Origin of the sequence: Mycobacterium sp. IS-3022 (assembly GCF_001500065.1) — a bacterium.
Taxonomy (GTDB): Bacteria; Actinomycetota; Actinomycetes; order Mycobacteriales; family Mycobacteriaceae; genus Mycobacterium.
Map to the genome: position 1 here is coordinate 24,617 of NZ_LQIN01000014.1, position 16,909 is coordinate 41,525.

Genomic DNA, 16,909 nt, shown 5'->3' on the forward strand with positions numbered 1-16,909 from the left:
GCATGGCGATCTCACAGCATGCAGCTGACGCAGCCATCCACCTCGGTGCCTTCCAAAGCCATTTGGCGCAACCGGATGTAGTACAGCGTCTTGATGCCCTTGCGCCAGGCGTAGATCTGCGCCTTGTTGACGTCGCGCGTGGTGGCGGTGTCCTTGAAGAACAGCGTCAGGCTCAAGCCCTGGTCCACGTGCTGGGTGGCCGCGGCATAGGTGTCGATGACCTTCTCGTAGCCGATCTCGTAGGCGTCCTGGAAGTACTCCAGGTTCTCGTTGGTCATATACGGCGCGGGGTAATAGACGCGGCCGATCTTGCCTTCCTTGCGGATCTCGATCTTCGAGGCGATCGGGTGGATCGAGCTGGTCGAGTGGTTGATGTAGCTGATCGACCCGGTCGGCGGCACCGCCTGCAGATTCTGGTTGTAGATGCCGTGCGCCTGCACCGATTCCTTGAGCCGTAGCCAATCCTCTTGCGTCGGTATGCGGATGTCTGCGTCGGCGAACAGCTGACGAACCTTGTCGGTCTTGGGTTCCCACACCTGTTCGGTGTACTTGTCGAAGAACTCGCCACTCGCGTACTTCGACTTCTCGAATCCCTTGAAATGCGTACCGCGTTCGATCGCAATGCGATTCGACGCGCGCAGCGCGTGGTACAGCACGCAGTAGAAGTAGATGTTGGTGAAGTCGATGCCCTCTTCGGACCCGTAGAAGATCCGCTCTCGCGCCAGGTAGCCGTGCAGGTTCATCTGCCCGAGCCCGATCGCGTGGGAGTCGTTGTTGCCCTGCTCGATCGACGGCACCGATGCGATGTGCGTCTGATCCGATACCGCGGTCAGCGCCCGGATCGCCACCTCGACGGTCTGCGCGAAGTCCGGCGAGTCCATCGCCTTGGCGATGTTCAACGATCCGAGGTTGCACGAAATGTCCTTGCCCACCTTGGCATAGGAGAGGTCTTCGTTGAACAGTGACGGCGTCGACACCTGCAGGATCTCCGAGCACAGGTTGGAGTGCGTGATCTTGCCGTCGATCGGGTTGGCCCGGTTCACCGTGTCCTCGAACATGATGTACGGGTAGCCCGACTCGAACTGCAGCTCGGCCAAGGTCTGGAAGAACTCGCGCGCCTTGATCTTCGTCTTGCGGATGCGCGCGTCGTCGACCATCTCGTAGTACTTCTCGGTGACCGAGATGTCGGCGAACGGCAGGCCGTAGACGCGTTCGACGTCATACGGCGAGAACAGGTACATGTCCTCGTTCTTCTTGGCCAGCTCGAAGGTGATGTCGGGTATCACGACGCCGAGGCTCAGCGTCTTGATCCGGATCTTCTCGTCGGCGTTCTCCCGCTTGGTGTCCAGGAAGCGGTAGATGTCTGGATGGTGTGCGTGCAGGTACACCGCGCCCGCGCCCTGGCGTGCGCCGAGCTGGTTGGCGTAGGAGAACGAGTCCTCGAGCAGCTTCATGATCGGGATGACGCCCGAGCTCTGGTTCTCGATGTTCTTGATCGGTGCGCCGTGCTCGCGAATGTTGCTCAGCAGCAAGGCAACTCCGCCACCGCGCTTGGACAATTGCAGCGCTGAGTTGATGGAGCGGCCGATCGACTCCATGTTGTCCTCGATGCGAAGGAGGAAACAGCTAACCGGCTCACCACGCTGCTTCTTACCCGAGTTGAGGAAAGTTGGTGTGGCAGGCTGGAATCGGCCGTCCATGATCTCGTCGACCAGTCTCTCAGCTAACAGCGTGTCACCGGCTGCCAGCGTGAGCGACACCATCACCACGCGGTCCTCGAACCGCTCGAGATAGCGCTTTCCGTCGAAGGTCTTCAACGTGTAGCTGGTGTAGTACTTGAACGCGCCGACGAACGTCGGGAACCGGAACTTCTTGGCGTACGCGCGATCGAGCAGGCTCTTGACGAAGTTGCGCGAGTACTGGTCGAGCACCTCGCGCTCGTAGTAGTTCTCCTTGATCAGGTAGTCGAGTTTCTCGTCGACATCGTGGAAGAAGACCGTGTTCTGGTTGACGTGCTCACGGAAGTACTGGTGCGCGGCCTCGCGGTCCTTGTCGAACTGAATCTTGCCGTCGGCGTCGTACAGATTCAGCATCGCGTTGAGCGCGTGGTAATCCATCTCGCCGGCCCCCGGAGCCGAATGTGTGGCCGGCGCGGCGGTCGCTACAGGCTCTGCAGCTGTGACGGTTGGTGACACGTCTGGTCCTTCCAAAACTCTTCCAAGCCCGATCGGACGGCGTCGACGTCGTCCGGGGTTCCCATCAGTTCGAAGCGGTACAGGTACGGAACGCCGCACTTGCGGGACACGACATTGCCCGCGTAGGCGAACTCGGCGCCGAAGTTGTTGTTGCCCGCGGCGATGACGCCGCGGATCAACGACCGGTTGTGTTCATTGTTGAGGAACGCGATGACCTGCTTGGGCACATAGCCACCGTCGTTGATGTCCGGTGTGGCGCGTCCACCGCCGTAGGTGGGCAGCACCAGCACGTAGGGCTCGTCGACCTCGATGCGCCCGTGCAGCGGGATCCGGATGGCGGGCAGGCCCAGCTTCTCGACGAAACGGTGGGTGTTCTCCGAGACGCTGGAGAAATAGACGAGATTGCTCATCGCGCTCTCCCTTTCTGCCCGTCGGATACCCCTAAGCCGTCGCCGCGACCGCTCCGAGGGCCTTGATGCGGTCGGGCCGGAATCCGGACCAGTGCTCGTTGCCGACCACCACGACCGGTGCCTGCAGATAGCCGAGCGCCATCACGTAGTCGCGGGCTTCGCTGTCCAGGGTGATGTCGACTTTCTCGTAGGCGATGCCCTGCTTGTCCAGCGCCTTGTAGGTCGCGTTGCACTGCACGCACGCGGGCTTGGTGTACACGGTGATCGAGTGCTGAGTCATGCGGTACGGCTCCTCTGCGAACTGGGTCTGCGAACTGGGACTGGCAACTGGTCGAACACTTCATCTGGCCGAGATTCATCGAATTTCAGCAGCCCGGAGACCCTGAAAATTCCTGTCGCCCGAGGCCACCGTCCGGTGTGCCTTGACGCCGACACGACCGGGTTCGGGGGCTCCGGCCGACCCTCAGCGAGCTTGGAATCGTGGGGGCCTGTCGGTGCTCGAAACACTACACCTAGTGTCCGACATTGCGAAGGAATACCAGATGTTCTGAATAACAATCTTGGAATTCCCAGGTCGTAAGCTCTTGCGGCCACCGACGCTCGGCGTGTCGCACGTCACACCCCAAGCGTGTCGGGTGCCTGCGGCAGGTATAGCACTCGGCACCGACAAACCCACTCCGGCCGGTCACGATTCAGCAAAGCCGCCGGCCCGTCCTGACGGCCGGACCGACGGCCAGTGCACAGGTGGACCTCAGCCGGCCTCGGCGGCCAGTTTGCCGACGATGTCGCGCAGCTTGGCGACTACTTCCGCGTCCTCCCGCGGATGCCTGCCCTCAAGCGTGGTGGTCGGTATCGACAGCCGCAGATCCTCCACGACGCGCGGTCCAGCGATCGCGAAGCTCTTGCGCGTCTCGTCGTGCGCCCACTGGCCGCCGTAGCGCCCGAGCGACGCGCCGACGACCGCGAGCGGCTTGTCCTTGAGCGCGCTGTTGCCATAGGGCCGCGACAACCAGTCGATCGCGTTCTTGAGCACGCCCGGGATGCTGCCGTTGTACTCGGGGGTGACCACCAGCGCGGCGTCCGCATCGGCCGCGGCCTGGCGCAGCGCCACCACCGGTTCGGGCACTCCGCCCTGATCCTGACCGGTGTCGATGTCCTCGTTGTAGAACGGCAACTCGCCCAGCCGGTCGAAAAGCTCCAACTGCACGCCGTCCGGAGCTGTCTCGACCGCAGTCTCGACCAGCTGCCGATTGACCGATCCCGCCCGCAGGCTGCCCAGCAGCACCAGCACCTTGACGTTCGACGTGTCCGACATCTTCGTGTTCTCCTCGATCGACGGTGAAAATCCTCGCACAGCACAACCGGACTGCAGTCCGAATCATTCCGGCTGAACTAAACTGCTGACATGGCCGCGCCTCGTCCCCTCAACGCGCTGCCGGTTTCCACCACAACTCCTCACGAGCGCGGTGACGCCGCCCGCAACCGAACGCTGATTCTCGACGCCGCGCGGAAGCTGATCGCCGACCGCGGCGCGGACGCGGTCACCACCGATGACATCGCCACGGCCGCCGGCGTCGGCAAGGGCACGGTGTTCCGCCGGTTCGGCAGCCGCGCGGGCTTGATGCTCGTGCTGCTCGACGAGGACGAGAAGGCCCAGCAGCAGGCGTTCCTGTTCGGGCCCCCACCGCTGGGGCCGGGAGCTCCGCCGCTCGAGCGGCTGCTGGCCTACGGCCGCGACCGATTGCAGTTCGTGCACAGCCACCACGCGCTGCTCTCCGATGCCAACCGGGATCCCCAGATGCGGTTCAGCCCGCCGGCCACGCTGCACCATCAGCATGTCCGCGTGCTGCTGCAGGCCGCCGACACCACCGGTGACCTCGACGCGCAGGCCGCGGCGCTGCTCGCCCTGCTCGACGCGGACTACGTGCACCACGAACTCAACGCCCGCGGTGCGACGCTCGAGTCACTCGCCGACGCCTGGGAAGCGTTGGCGCGCAAGCTGTGCGGGCGATGAGCGCTTGGGCGAAGTCGGGGCACCACCCGCCCAAAGAGCAGGGGGACAGACGGCTCCGATGAGGCGCTGGATATTGCACGTCGACCTCGACCAGTTCCAGGCCGCGGTCGAGATCCGCCGCAACCCGGCGCTCGCCGGTCTGCCGCTCATCGTCGGCGGCAACGGCGATCCGAGCGAACCCCGCAAGGTGGTGACGTGCGCGTCCTATCCGGCCCGCGCGTACGGGGTGCACGCGGGCATGCCGTTGCGCACCGCGGCTCGCAAGTGTCCGGATGCGACGTTCCTGCCGTTGGACACGGACGCCTACGATGCGGCTTCCGAGGAGGTGATGGACCTGCTGCGCAACCTCGGGCACCCCGTGGAGGTGTGGGGCTGGGACGAGGCGTACATCGGCGCCGACCTCGACGACGCGCAGAGCCCGTTCGGGCTCGCCGAGCGGATCCGCGAGGCGATCGCGACCCACACGGGCCTGTCGTGTTCGGTCGGCATCAGCGACAACAAACAGCGCGCCAAGGTCGCGACCGGGTTCGGCAAGCCGACGCGTATCCCGGGGGCGGACGACGCGCCGGGCATCTACCAACTCACCGACGAGAACTGGATGGCGGTGATGGGCGACCGTGAGGTCGACGCCGTCTGGGGCATCGGACCGAAAACCGCGAAAAGGCTTGCAGCGATGGGCATCACCACCGTCGCCGATCTGGCAGCCACCGACGCGTCGCTGCTCACCGCGACCTTCGGCCCCACCACCGGGCTGTGGATTCTGTTGCTCGCCAAGGGCGGCGGCGACACCGACGTCAGCGCCACACCGTGGGTGCCGCGCTCGCGCAGCCACGTCGTCACCTTCCCCGCCGACCTCACCGAGCGCGCCGAAATGGACAGCGCGGTCGTCGATCTCGCACGGCAGACCCTGAGCGAGGTCGTCGAGCAGAACCGGGTCGTCAGCCGGGTGGCCGTGACGGTGCGGACGAAGACCTTCTACACCAGGACAAAGATCCGCAAGCTACCCGCACCGACAGTCGACGCCGGAATTGTCACCCGGACCGCACTCGATCTCCTCGGCCAGTTCGAGCTCGACCGACCCGTCCGACTGCTCGGCGTGCGGCTGGAACTGACGCCGCCAGAAGGCGGGTACTGAACCAATGCTGCACACGGTCGCGATCCGCGGATACCGGTCACTGCGCGACATCGTCCTACCGCTGGCGGGACTGACCGTCGTCACCGGCGCCAACGGGACGGGTAAGTCGTCGCTGTATCGCGCCTTGCGCCTGCTGGCCGACTGCGGCCGCGGCGAGGTGATCGGCTCACTGGCGCGCGAGGGTGGCCTCGAATCGGTGCTGTGGGCCGGTCCCGAACAGCCCAGCGGCGCCCGCCGCACCGGACGCGTCGAGGGCACGACGCGGACCGGTCCGGTGTCACTCGAAATGGGCTTTGCATCAGACGATTTCGGCTACCTTGTCGACCTGGGCCTGCCGCAGATGGCGGGCCACGGGTCGCTGTTCGGGCGCGATCCGGAGATCAAGCGAGAAGTCGTGTTCGCCGGTCCGGTCATGCGCAGCAGTTCGACTCTGGTGCGCCGAACCCGCGAGTACGTGGAGGCGAGCGCGGAGTCCGGCCGAGGGTTCGACAAACTGTCCCAGTCGCTACCGCCCTACCGCAGCGTACTCGCCGAGTTCGCCCATCCCGGCGCACATCCCGAACTCGCCGCGGTGCGGGACCGGTTGCGGAACTGGCGTTTCTACGACGGGTTCCGGGTCGACGCCGCCGCGCCGTCACGACAGCGCACGGTCGGAACCAGAACCCCTGTCCTGTCCGACGACGGCAGCGACCTGGCGGCCGCGATCCAGACCATCCTCGAAGCCGGTTTCGACGACCTACAGCGGGCCATCGCCGACGCCTTCGACGGCGCCGCGGTGTCGGTGGCAGTGCACGACGGATTGTTCGACCTGCAGTTGCAGCAGCGCGGCATGCTCAGGCCGCTGCGCGCGGCCGAATTGTCCGACGGCACATTGCGATTCCTGCTGTGGGCCGCCGCGCTGCTCAGCCCGCAGCCGCCGTCGTTGATGGTACTCAACGAGCCGGAGACCTCGCTGCACCCGGAGTTGGTCCGTCCGCTGGCGTCGTTGATCCGCGCGGCGACAGGCGGCACCCAGGTGGTCGTCGTGACCCACAGCAAGGCCCTGCTCGAGCACCTCGACACGGTTGCGGTCGGTGACGGCGGCGATGCTGTGGAGATCTCGCTGTACAAGGATCTCGGGGAGACGCGCGTCGACGGGCTTGGCATGCTCTCTGCGCCGCCGTGGGACTGGGGTCGGCGTTAGCGGCGCGCCGCCGGCCGCAGCGCCTTGGTGAACAACACGTTCGCCTGGCGCATCGCGACGCTGTACGGCCACCACATCGTGCGCTTGAACAGATACAGCGCCCGGATGTCGGGCGAGGTGTAGATCAGGAACCGGTTACGGCGAACGCCTTTGAGGATGCACTCGGCGGCGTGTTCCGGCGACACCGCATGGCCGCCGAACCGGTCCGTCCACTTCTTCACCCGCGGGTCGTCGCGGTCCACCCCGGCGATCTGAACCGTCTGCACCAGCGGCGTTTTCACCGCGCCGGGCACCACCACGGAGACCCCGATCCGGTGTCGGGCCAGATCGAAGCGCAACACCTCCGACATCCCGCGCAATCCGTACTTGCTTGCGCTGTACGCGGCGTGCCATGGCAACGCCACCAGTCCGGCCGCCGAGGACACGTTGACGAGTTGACCTCCGGTGCCCGCCGCGACCATCGGCGGCACGAACGCCTCGATGACGTGGATCGGACCCATCAAGTTGATGTCGACCATCGACTTCCAGTGCTGGTGCGTCAGCGTGGACACAGTGCCCCACGCCGATACCCCGGCGATGTTCATCACGATGTCCATCGCGGGGTGGCGCGAGTGGATGTCGGCGGCGAACGCGGCCACCGCGTCGTAGTCGGAGACGTCGAGCGCCCGGTACTCGGGCACCTCGGCGCCGAGCGAGCGCGCGTCGGCGACGGTCTTCTCCAGGCCCTCGGCGTCGCGGTCGATGAGATAGAGTTCGGCGCCCTCTGCGGCCAACTTCAACGCGGTCGCGCGGCCGATGCCGCTGGCGGCTCCGGTGAGAAAACAACGCTTGTTCGCAAAGCCGGGGTGCGCCATGGCGGTGAGGATACTGTGTTCAGCCCTTCGGCCGGCCGGACGGTTCCGGACTCCCCCAGAACGCCGCAACCCAGAGTCGCTCCAGGGCGTCGATCGCTCGATTCGGATCGATGCCGCGGCCCACGAAGGTGCTGTCCTGGGTCAGCGTCATCGTCGTCGTCGCGGCCAGGGTGCGAACGAGTGCGGGCAGGTCATCGGAGATCGGGCGCGCGTCGACATCTTGTTCGAGCAGCGTGATGAGTTTCTCGATGATGCCGTCGTAGAAGTCGTCCATCATCTCGCGGATCTTGGCGTCGGTGTTGCGAGCGACTGCACACGCCGTCAACACGGGGTCGTCATTGGCGTATACGGCCGCGGCGCTGCCGACCATGCGCTTGGCGAACGCCTCCGGCGTCTCACCGGGCTCACGCGGAGCGAAGTGGTGGGTGAGGCTGTCGAGCATCTCCCCCGCGTCGGCCAGGATCACCGCGAGCACCGCGTACTTGGAGTCGAAATAGAAGTAGAAGCCGGACCGGGCGACCCCGGCGCGCTCGCTGATCGTGCTGACCGACAGGTCGGCGAACGGACGCTCCTGAACCAGTTCCCGGACGGCGTTGACGATCGCGTCGCGCTGCCGGTCGCCGCGGCTGCGACGCGCCTGCGGCGCTGGTTGGGCAGTCATCGCCCTAGACCTTCGCACCGCGGCGCGCCAAGACAAAACTTGACATGCGTCAAGTGTGCCATCCAGGATGAGGATGAGAGTGAGAACGGCCACAGTCTCTTCGTGTCAGGAGCTTGTCGATGACGACGACCATCAACACCAAGGATTACCTGCTCGACCAAGCGAAACGCAGGCTGACTCCGTCGTTCAACAACTTTCCGGGCATGGGCCTGGTCGAGCGCAAGCTTCTCAACACCGACTTTCCGCAGAAGCCGATGGCGTTGCCGCCGGCGGGTAGCGACCTGAAGCCGGTCATCGGCGACGCCGGCCTGCCGATCATCGGCCACATGATCGAGATGTTCCGCGGCGGGCCGGACTATCTGCTGCACGTCTACCGCAAATACGGGCCGCTGTACTACGGAGATTCCCCCGCCTTGCCGGCCGTCGCCGCGCTGGGCCCCGACGCCGCGCAGGCCGTCTACTCCAACCGCAACAAGGACTTCTCCCAACAGGGCTGGGTACCGGTGATCGGGCCGTTCTTCCATCGTGGGCTGATGCTGCTCGACTTCGAGGAGCACATGTTCCACCGGCGGATCATGCAGGAGGCGTTCGTCCGCAGTCGCCTGGTCGGCTATCAGGAGAAAGTCGACAAGGTGGTGTCTCAGGTCATCGCCAAGCAATGGGTGGCCAACGACCCGCGCTTCCTCATGTATCCGGCCATGAAGGAACTGACGCTCGACATCGCGTCGATGGTGTTCATGGGGCACGAGCCCGGCTCCGACAAGGAACTGGTGACCAAGGTGAACCAGGCGTTCACCACCACGACGCGCGCCGGCAACGCGATCATCCGCAAGCCGGTGCGCCCGTTCACGTGGTGGCGCGGCATTCAGGCCCGCAAGCTGCTCGAGGAGTACTTCGAGGAGCGGGTCAGGGAACGCCGCGGCAAGGAGGGGTCGGACCTGCTGACTGTGCTGTGCCACACCGAGGACGAGCACGGCAACAGCTTCACCGACGAGGACATCGTCAATCACATGATTTTCCTGATGATGGCCGCGCACGACACGTCGACGTCGACGGCCACCACGATGATCTACCACCTGGCCAAGCACCCGGAGTGGCAGGACCGCTGCCGCGACGAATCCGACCGCCTCGGCGACGGGCCCGTCGACATCGAGGCGCTGGAGAAGCTGGAGTCGCTCGATCTGGTGATGAACGAGTCGATCCGGCTGGTGACGCCGGTGCAGTGGGCCATGCGCCAGACCGTGCGCGACACCGAACTGCTGGGCTACTACCTGCCGAAGGGCACCAACGTCATCGCCTATCCCGGCATGAACCATCGGCTCGAGGAGTTCTACCCCGAGCCGATGAAGTTCGACCCGGAACGTTTCACCGAGCCCCGCAACGAACACAAGCAGCACCGCTATGCGTTCAGCCCGTTCGGCGGTGGTGCACACAAGTGCATCGGCATGACGTTCGGCCAGTTCGAGGTGAAGACCATCCTGCACCGGTTGCTGCGCAAGTATCGGCTTGAACTGCCGCGCCCGGATTACACGACGGAGTGGGACTACGGCGGCATGCCGGTGCCCAAGGACGGCATGCACATCGTGCTGCGCCCGCTGCGCTGACCTTCGGCGATCAGGCCGCTGTCAGCAGGCGATTCGCGCAGGCGATGACGGCGCTCAGTGCCGACTGCGTCGGATCGTCGGACAACCCCATCGCCCATTCGGACCGCAAACCGTCGGAGCCGCGGATGAAGGTGGCGGTGCGTTCGCCCGCGTGCAGCTGGTGAAAAGCGGTCATCTCCAGTGCGATTCCCCGGTCGTAGAGCATCGATGTCAACGCGGCGACGGGGCCCGGCGCGGCCGCCGACGTCGTGCAGATCCGGTCTCCGAACGCCAGTGTCGCCTGATACCGGCGGGCCTGAGGGCCCAGCCGGGTAGCGGGGCGGTCACCGTCGATGCAACTCCAGTTGCCCAGCCGCAGTGGACCCGAACTGGGCGCGAACTCGGCGACAAACGATTCGAAGGACATCGCGTAGGCCTCCTCCCGCAGGCCGCGCGGCATCGGGGCGTCGACGTGAGCCGCGAACGTGGGCGGCGCTGCGCTGGTAGCGGATTCGGTTGCGAACGAGGTGGTCATGTGCCGATCTCTTCTTCGAAAGGGAAGTGACCGACTACGTAGCGACGACCCACAGCGAGGGGTCGGTCAGAATCAGACCCCGCTGCGGGTTGCTACTACGAGTCGCCTCGGCACGCGTCCGATCGTAGACGCATGCGCACACGGCTGCAAAGACAATTCCGTTCACCTCCATGGCTCGTGACGTGCCCCGTGGCCGTAACGTGTGGCTGATGTCGGCCGGTCATGTGTCATCCGCATGGCTGGAGCGTTGTTCGGGTCGCGGGTGAACTGGGCGCTGCTGTTCGCCGCCGGCATTCTCGGCGGGCTCACCGGCAGCATCGCCGGACTCGCCTCGGTGACCACTTACCCCGCCCTGCTGCTGTTCGGCCTGCCGCCGGTGACGGCCAATGTGACCAACACTGTGGCGCTGGTGTTCAACGGCATCGGTTCGGTGCTGGGCTCGCGGCCCGAACTCCAGGGCCAGGGTCGGTGGATCAGGCGCACCCTGCCGGTCGCGGTGCTCGGTGGCGCGGCGGGCGCCGCGCTGTTGCTCTCCACGCCCGCGGAGGGTTTCGAGAAGGCCGTGCCGATTCTGCTCGGCCTCGCCTCGCTCGCAATTCTGCTGCCGCGCCGGATATCCACCGAGGCACAGGTCGCCAGTCACCTGCGGCACCGAACCCGAGTGCTGTTCGAGGTCTCGGCGATCTTCGCGATCTGTGTCTACGGCGGCTATTTCGGCGCGGCGGCCGGTGTGCTGCTGCTTGCGCTGCTGCTGCGGGCGGCTCCCGTATCGCTCCCTCACGCCAACGCGGGTAAGAACGTGGTCCTCGGTGTGGCGAATACCGTTGCGGCCGTGGTCTTCGCGCTGCTGGCGCCGGTGCATTGGTGGGCGGCGCTGGTGTTGGGCCTCGGCTGCCTGGTCGGGTCGCGGCTGGGCCCGATCGTCGTCCGGCACGCGCCCGCCGGCCCGCTGCGGGTGGTGATCGGCGCGGCGGGCGTGGCACTGGCGCTCAAGCTGGGAATCGACGCCTACGGTTCCTAACGCGAGCAGACGCGAAATGCCCTCGACACGCCGCAAAGTGGGGCACTTCGCGACTGCTCGCCGCGGCTACTAGAGCTCGAACGGGCTGTCGCCCTTCACGACCCGGGTACCGAGGTCGATGAGGTTCTGGGCGTTGGCGTGCAACCGCTCACCCGCGTCGCGGCTGGCCTGGCCGACCAGAAAGCGCGACCAGGTGCCCTCGATCACGATGCCCAACTTGAAGCAAGCCATCGCGATATACCAATCGAGACTTGCGGTTTCGCGGCCGCCCGCAGCGAGGTAAGCCGCGAGGAGCTCGCCCCGGCTGGCCAGCCCTCCGAGCGCGGCGAGCTGCGCGCCTGCGGTGATCGTGTTGGTTTCCAACGGCCAGCAGATCAGCATCCAGCCCAGGTCCAGCAGTGGGTCACCGACCGTGCACATCTCCCAGTCGACGAACGCCGCCAGCTCGGGCTTGTCACGGCGCAGCAGCACGTTGCTCAGATGCGGGTCCCCGTGCATGACGCCCGGCCGCCCCTCCGGCGGTATGTTCGACGCCAACCACTCGGCGAGTTCCGTCACGGCCAGCGACTCGGGGTCGTAGCGGTCGTGCCGATAGCTCTCGAGCAGCCGCAGGAACTGCGGGACCTGTCGCTCCAGAAACGAGCCGGGACGCTTGAGTGCAGCGAGCGGACGGCCCTCCCACTCGACCTGCCCGAGCATCGCCAGGCTCGCCGCATACGACAGCCCGACCTGATGGCGCATGGCCGGGTCGCGCACGTAGGCCTCCGCCATGTCGTCGCCCGGGTTGAAGCCGTCGACCTCCTCCATCAGATAGAACACCACTCCGAGGACGCTGAGGTCCTCGCAGCCGGCGATGAAGCCGGGATGCGGCACCGGCGTGCCGGCCAGCGTGCGCAGCGCCGCGATCTCGCGCAGCATCGTCTTGTCGCTCGTCGGCCGTGGGTGCACCGGCGGTCTGCGCAGCACCATGGGTCTGCCGTCGACGCGTAGCCGCACCACGATGTTCTGCGTTCCGCCGGTCAGCGGTTCGACGTCACTGACAGTGGATCCCAGGCCCTGCCGCCGCACCCACTTCTGCACGGCGGCCCGGTCATCCTCACTCAGGGTCGGAAGCTGATGCGCGTCGTCAGGCATGGCGTCATCGTCTCATTGTGATTTCGGTGTCGCTGGTTGCGGTGAGCGCGACCAGCGACACCGAAACCACCACTTACTTGGGGGCGAAGCGCTGGCCCGCGTCCAGCCGCAGGCACTGACCGTTGAGCATGGGATTCTCGACGATCGCGGCGACCAGCTTGGCGTACTCCTCGGGCTTGCCGAGCCGCTTCGGGAACGCCGCGTCCTTGGTCAGCGCCTTGGCGAACTCGTCGGGAATGCCCTCGGTCAGGCCGGTGGCGAACAGGCTCGGCGCGATGGCCAGCGCCCGGATGCCCAGGCTGCCCATGTCGCGGGCCATCGTCAGGCACATCCCGGCGATCGCCGCCTTGGAGGCGGTGTAGGCGACCTGCCCGATCTGGCCCTCGAACGCGGCGATCGACGCGGTGTTGATGATGACCCCGCGCTCTTCCTGCTCGTCGTCGACGAGGTCCTGCTGGCTCATCTGCCAGCCCGCCAGCCTGCTGATGTTGAAGGTGCCGATGAGGTTCAGGTCCACGCACTTACGGAAGGACTCCAGGCTGTGCGGGCCGTCCTTCTTGACGGTGCGCTCCGCGGCGCCGCCGCCGGCCGTCGTCACGATGACGTGCAGGGCACCCAGCCTCTCAATGGCCTGCTGCAGCACTTTCTCGGTGCCGTCGAAGTCGGTGACGTCCACCTCGAAGAACGAGCCGCCGATCGCGTCGGCGACCTCCTTACCCTTCGACTGCGGGCGGTCCAGCACCGCGACGTCCGCCCCGCGCTGTGCCAGCAACTCGGCCGTGGCCTTGCCGAAGCCCGACGCACCGCCGACGATGATGGCCTTCTTGCCCTGGATTTCCACCTGGGTCTCCCCTTTCCAAAAAATGCTCGAATCGTAAAGCAACTTAGCCGACGTCACCTTTTGGTAAGGCCTTCGGGTCGCCAACATGAGTACTTTGGCGGCATGACGGCGCGCAGCACCAAGGCGATGGGCGGCATCGCAGCGGCCGCCGTGGCGCTAGGGGTCACCCAGCTTCTCGCCGCTTTCGTTGGGCCGGAGGCCGACGCCCGCACCGCTGTCGGTTCGTCGGTCATCGACCGGACACCCGGGTCGGTCAAGGAATGGGCGATCCAGACCTTCGGGATGGCCGACAAACTCGTGCTCTCGATGCTCGTGCTGGCGGTGATCGCCGTCGTCGCCGCGGCCACTGCCGCTCTCGAAACCAGACGCGTTCCCATCGGCAGCATTGCGATCGTCGCGGCGGGTGTCCTCGGTTGCGCGGCCGTGCTGTCGCGCGCGGGAGCGAACCTGTTCGACGTGGTGCCGACCGTGGTGGGCACCGCGTGCGGCGTCGCGGTGCTGCGCCTACTCGTCTCGGGCCGGTTCACCGACGCTCCGCAACCCACGGACGACGGTCCCGACCCCGGCCGCCGACTGTCGTTGGTGACACTGGGTTTTCTCGGTGTCGGGGCGCTGACCGGTGTCGGGGGCGTGGTGCTCTCCCGCCTGACGACCTCCGTCTCGGGCGATCGCAACGCTTTCTCACTGCCGCCGGTCGACGTCGCCGCGCCACCCGTTCCAGCGGCGGTGCAGCCGAAAGGTGTTGCGTTGCCGACGTTCATCACCAGCAACGCCGACTTTTACCGGATCGACACGGCGCTACGGGTGCCACAGTTGAGCCGCGAGAACTGGCAACTGCGGATCCACGGCATGGTGGACCGCGAGATCACCCTGCGCTTCGGTGATCTCGAGCGGTTCGACGTGGTGGAGGAACTGGTGACGCTGACGTGTGTGTCGAACCCGGTCGGCGGCGACCTCATCGGAAACGCCGCCTGGACGGGCTACCGAACGCGGGACCTGTTGGCCGAAGCGGGAATTCGCCCGGACGCGGACATGGTGCTGTCGATGTCGATCGACGGGTTCACCGCGGGGACGCCCGTCGATGCGCTCACCGATGACCGCGGCGCGATGTTGGCGGTCGGCATGAACGGCGAACCGCTGCCGACCAATCACGGCTACCCCGCCAGGTTGGTGGTGCCCGGGTTGTACGGGTACGTCTCGGCGACCAAATGGGTCGTCGACTTGGAAGTGACCCGATTCGACCGGGCCGAGGCGTACTGGACCCGGCTGGGCTGGTCGGCGCGCGGGCCGATCAAGACGTCGTCGCGGATCGACGCGCCGCGCAGCGGTCAGGACGTGCCGCGCGGTGCGGTGACGTTCGGCGGCGTGGCGTGGGCGCAGAACCGCGGGGTGCGCAACGTCGAGGTGCGCATCGACAGCCCCGAAGGCCAAGGTAACTGGCAGCAGGCCGATCTCGGCGCCGCCTATTCCGACGAAACGTGGCGGTTGTGGAGCTTTCCGTGGCAGGCCGCCCGACCCGGACGCCACACGATCACCGTGCGGGCCACCGACAACACCGGCGCGTTGCAGACCGCCGACGTCGCCGACTCGGTGCCCGACGGCGCCACCGGCTGGCACAGCGTCGAGTTCACGGTCACCTAACGCATCGCCGCCTGACCCCCACCCACGGCGAGCGACCGTGTCTGCACACCGACACGCCGCGATTGCCGGTACAAACGCGGTCACTCGCGCATCCTCAGTGTCCCGTGACAGGCTGAACCCGTGCAGTTGCTCGACGTCGCGACCGCGTCCACGGAAGTCGGCGCCTCGTCGTCGCGGCTGGCCAAGACCGCCACGATCGCCGACCTGCTGCGCAGGGTCGGCGAGGAGGGCGACCCTGATCAGGTGGCGGTCGTCGTGTCGTGGCTGTCGGGTGAGTTGCCGCAACGCCAGATCGGCGTCGGTTGGGCCGCGCTTCGCTCGATGCCGGAACCGGCGACGGCCGCATCGCTGACGGTGCCGGAGGTGCACGCTCGCTTCACCGAGATCGGACTGGTCGCGGGCAAGGGCTCGCAGGCGCGGCGTGCAGAGTTGCTCGCCGGGCTGTTCGGCGCCGCAACCGACATCGAGCAGACGTTTTTACGCAGGCTGCTCGGCGGCGAACTGCGCCAGGGCGCGCTCGTCGGCGTGATGGCCGACGCGGTCGCCAAGGCCGCCGGGGTGCCCGCCGCCGCGGTGCGGCGTGCCGCCATGCTCGGTGGCGACCTGCCCGCCGTCGCGGCCGCCGCCCTGACCGAGGGCGAGGCGGCGCTCGAACAGTTCACCCTCACGGTCGGGCGCCCGGTCGGCCCGATGCTGGCGCAGACCGCCGCGGGCGTCGCCGAGGCACTCGAACGTCTCGGCGGCACAGCCGTTTTCGAGGCAAAACTGGATGGCGCCCGGGTGCAGGTGCACCGATCCGGTGACGCCGTGTCGATCTACACCCGCAGCCTCGACGACGTGACCGCCCGTTTGCCGGAGGTCGTCGACACGGCACTGGGCCTGCCCGTCGCAACCTTGATCGCCGACGCCGAGGCGATCGCGTTGCGACCCGACGGACGTCCGCACCGCTTCCAGGTCACGGCGTCACGCTTCGGTCGCTCCGTCGACATCGCCGCCGCCGCGGCCGCGCAACCGTTGTCGGTCTTCGTCTTCGACCTGCTGCACGTCGACGGCGTCGATCTGCTGGACAAGCCGACCAGGGAGCGTATCGAGGTGCTGGACGCGCTTGTCCCGAAGGTGAACCGGGTCGACCGCCTGGTCACCGACGATCCCGCGAAGGCGCGGGAGTTCCTGGAGGTGACGCTGGCGGCGGGCCACGAAGGCGTGATGGCGAAGTCGCTCGGCGCGCCGTACGAGGCGGGACGCCGCGGCGCCGGATGGCTCAAAATCAAACCCGTGCACACCCTCGACCTGGTGGTGCTGGCGGTCGAGTGGGGATCGGGCCGTCGCAGCGGCAAGCTGTCCAACATCCACCTCGGCGCCAGGGAACCCCGCACGGGCGAATTCGTCATGCTCGGAAAGACTTTCAAGGGCATGACCGACGCAATGCTCGAGTGGCAGACCGCGCGGTTCCTCGAGTTGGCCGACGGACCGACCGACGGTTACGTGGTGCGGCTGAGGCCAGAGCAGGTTGTCGAGATCGCGTTCGACGGCGTTCAGGGCTCATCGCGCTACCCGGGCGGAATGGCGCTGCGATTCGCCCGGGTACTGCGCTACCGCGACGACAAGAGCCCCGCAGAAGCCGACACCATCGACACGGTGCGCGCCTTCTACCAGCGCGGAAGCTAAAGCGACCGTTTTGTCACGTGGCCGACGCGGCCGA

The 16,909-nt window shown here is 66.6% G+C and carries 16 protein-coding genes; 7 read left to right on the forward strand and 9 right to left on the reverse strand.

Annotation, left to right across the window (positions count from 1 at the left end; translation table 11 throughout):
- Nucleotides 1-11: 11 nt before the first annotated feature.
- The 4 genes from nrdE to AU188_RS12060 form a co-directional block, all read right to left on the reverse strand.
- Nucleotides 12-2,195, reverse strand: coding sequence for a class 1b ribonucleoside-diphosphate reductase subunit alpha (gene nrdE, locus AU188_RS12045; RefSeq protein ID WP_059163949.1), 2,184 nt, complete (start codon nt 2,193-2,195; stop codon nt 12-14).
- On the reverse strand, nt 2,162-2,605 hold the full coding sequence (nrdI, locus tag AU188_RS12050; protein ID WP_059163950.1) for a class Ib ribonucleoside-diphosphate reductase assembly flavoprotein NrdI: 444 nt from the start codon (nt 2,603-2,605) through the stop codon (nt 2,162-2,164). Before nrdI ends, nrdE begins: the two co-directional genes overlap by 34 nt.
- A gap of 31 nt (nt 2,606-2,636) precedes the next feature.
- On the reverse strand, nt 2,637-2,885 hold the full coding sequence (locus AU188_RS12055; RefSeq protein WP_059100836.1) for a redoxin NrdH: 249 nt from the start codon (nt 2,883-2,885) through the stop codon (nt 2,637-2,639).
- A 471-nt stretch (nt 2,886-3,356) separates the two neighbouring features.
- Complete coding sequence (locus AU188_RS12060; RefSeq protein WP_059163988.1) at nt 3,357-3,920, reverse strand: NAD(P)H-dependent oxidoreductase; 564 nt, start codon at nt 3,918-3,920, stop codon at nt 3,357-3,359.
- A 90-nt stretch (nt 3,921-4,010) separates the two neighbouring features.
- Here AU188_RS12060 and AU188_RS12065 point away from each other — a divergent pair, with 90 nt between their 5' ends.
- The 3 genes from AU188_RS12065 to AU188_RS12075 are packed head-to-tail and all read left to right on the forward strand — an operon-like array spanning nt 4,011 to nt 6,937.
- Nucleotides 4,011-4,619: a TetR/AcrR family transcriptional regulator gene (locus tag AU188_RS12065; protein ID WP_059163951.1), complete on the forward strand. Its 609-nt coding sequence runs from the start codon at nt 4,011-4,013 to the stop codon at nt 4,617-4,619.
- A 58-nt stretch (nt 4,620-4,677) separates the two neighbouring features.
- Nucleotides 4,678-5,754 (forward strand): DNA polymerase IV, encoded by a 1,077-nt coding sequence (locus AU188_RS12070; protein ID WP_059163952.1) that lies wholly within the window; start codon nt 4,678-4,680, stop codon nt 5,752-5,754.
- A gap of 4 nt (nt 5,755-5,758) precedes the next feature.
- A complete protein-coding gene (locus AU188_RS12075; protein ID WP_059163953.1) occupies nt 5,759-6,937 on the forward strand; it encodes an AAA family ATPase in 1,179 nt (392 codons plus the stop codon).
- On the opposite strand, the gene AU188_RS12080 is transcribed toward AU188_RS12075, so the two are convergent.
- Both AU188_RS12080 and AU188_RS12085 read right to left on the reverse strand, forming a co-directional pair.
- Nucleotides 6,934-7,791 carry an SDR family oxidoreductase gene (locus AU188_RS12080; RefSeq protein WP_059163954.1) on the reverse strand — a complete coding sequence of 286 codons (858 nt, stop codon included), beginning with the start codon at nt 7,789-7,791 and terminating at the stop codon, nt 6,934-6,936. The two genes, AU188_RS12075 and AU188_RS12080, sit on opposite strands and share 4 nt — an antisense overlap.
- Nucleotides 7,792-7,810: 19 nt before the next feature.
- A complete protein-coding gene (locus tag AU188_RS12085; RefSeq protein ID WP_059163955.1) occupies nt 7,811-8,452 on the reverse strand; it encodes a TetR/AcrR family transcriptional regulator in 642 nt (213 codons plus the stop codon).
- Nucleotides 8,453-8,571: 119 nt separating this feature from the next.
- Here AU188_RS12085 and AU188_RS12090 point away from each other — a divergent pair, with 119 nt between their 5' ends.
- Complete coding sequence (locus tag AU188_RS12090; RefSeq protein ID WP_059163956.1) at nt 8,572-10,056, forward strand: cytochrome P450; 1,485 nt, start codon at nt 8,572-8,574, stop codon at nt 10,054-10,056.
- A gap of 10 nt (nt 10,057-10,066) precedes the next feature.
- Here AU188_RS12090 and AU188_RS12095 read toward each other — a convergent pair whose 3' ends face one another.
- Nucleotides 10,067-10,570, reverse strand: a complete 504-nt coding sequence (locus AU188_RS12095) for a 2-isopropylmalate synthase (RefSeq protein WP_059163957.1) — start codon at nt 10,568-10,570, stop codon at nt 10,067-10,069.
- Between the two features lie 235 nt (nt 10,571-10,805).
- On the opposite strand from AU188_RS12095, the gene AU188_RS12100 reads away from it, so the two are divergent.
- Complete coding sequence (locus AU188_RS12100; protein ID WP_059163958.1) at nt 10,806-11,591, forward strand: sulfite exporter TauE/SafE family protein; 786 nt, start codon at nt 10,806-10,808, stop codon at nt 11,589-11,591.
- A 69-nt stretch (nt 11,592-11,660) separates the two neighbouring features.
- Here AU188_RS12100 and AU188_RS12105 read toward each other — a convergent pair whose 3' ends face one another.
- Nucleotides 11,661-12,725: a phosphotransferase family protein gene (locus AU188_RS12105; protein ID WP_059163959.1), complete on the reverse strand. Its 1,065-nt coding sequence runs from the start codon at nt 12,723-12,725 to the stop codon at nt 11,661-11,663.
- A 73-nt stretch (nt 12,726-12,798) separates the two neighbouring features.
- Nucleotides 12,799-13,566 carry an SDR family NAD(P)-dependent oxidoreductase gene (locus tag AU188_RS12110; RefSeq protein WP_059163960.1) on the reverse strand — a complete coding sequence of 256 codons (768 nt, stop codon included), beginning with the start codon at nt 13,564-13,566 and terminating at the stop codon, nt 12,799-12,801.
- 102 nt (nt 13,567-13,668) lie between these two features.
- Between AU188_RS12110 and AU188_RS12115 the strand changes: the two genes are divergently transcribed.
- Together AU188_RS12115 and AU188_RS12120 are read left to right on the forward strand one after the other, a co-directional pair.
- Nucleotides 13,669-15,207: a molybdopterin-dependent oxidoreductase gene (locus AU188_RS12115; protein WP_059163961.1), complete on the forward strand. Its 1,539-nt coding sequence runs from the start codon at nt 13,669-13,671 to the stop codon at nt 15,205-15,207.
- A 120-nt stretch (nt 15,208-15,327) separates the two neighbouring features.
- Nucleotides 15,328-16,875, forward strand: coding sequence for an ATP-dependent DNA ligase (locus AU188_RS12120; protein ID WP_059163962.1), 1,548 nt, complete (start codon nt 15,328-15,330; stop codon nt 16,873-16,875).
- The last annotated feature ends 34 nt before the right edge of the window (nt 16,876-16,909 follow it).